Below are 718 nucleotides of genomic sequence, written 5' to 3'. Positions count from 1 at the left end.
ACCTGTATTATCTGTGCTAGTTGTAATACTTCCATCTACTCCCTTACTTGTTATTAGAGTACCGTCGCTGCTAAAACTTACTGCTGCTGTAATTAACCCAGATGCTGTAACATTTGCTACTGCATTATTTATAGTAACTGTTGTTGCATCGACAGTTGTGACGTTACTTACTCCGTTAAACAGCACTTTCTTTAACATAGGACCGCCGTTTGTACCTATTGCTCCAGTTACATTACCTGCATTAACTACCAAGATTCCTGTATTATCCCCAGCTGTCGTTACATCTCCTGTTATTCCATTACCTAAAGTTAACTGACCATCAGCATTAAATACTGCTGTACCTGTTACTAACCCACCGGCAGTTAATTTACCATCAGCTGCAAAATCAATCGCTCCATTTACTGTGCCTGTTGTTACGTCAGTTCCTGTATTACCAACCGTTACATCAGTTGCAAATATATTACCTGCATTACTTGCAGCTGTATTATTAAACGTTACCACAGCTAAGGCAGCAGCATTTGTACCTGCATTTGCGATGTTTCCGGCAGTCACTATAACTTTACCATCACCGCCATTAGCCGCTGTTACATCCCCTGTTATTCCACCATTTGATATTAAAGTACCATCTGCCGTATAACTTACTGCACCGGTGATTAATCCTGCTGCTGTAACATTAGCTCCGGCATTTGCTACCTCTATAGTCTGAGCATTTGCTGCA

Annotated in this window: 1 pseudogene; it reads right to left on the bottom strand. The window is 41.1% G+C overall.

The window, feature by feature from the left end:
* Positions 1 to 718: pseudogene (locus KYQ89_RS01570) on the bottom strand (autotransporter outer membrane beta-barrel domain-containing protein); the annotation flags it as partial.

Source organism: Rickettsia sp. TH2014, from assembly GCF_019249195.1.
Classification (GTDB): Bacteria; Pseudomonadota; Alphaproteobacteria; order Rickettsiales; family Rickettsiaceae; genus Rickettsia; species Rickettsia felis.
This window is presented reverse-complemented; position numbering and strand designations above follow the sequence as displayed.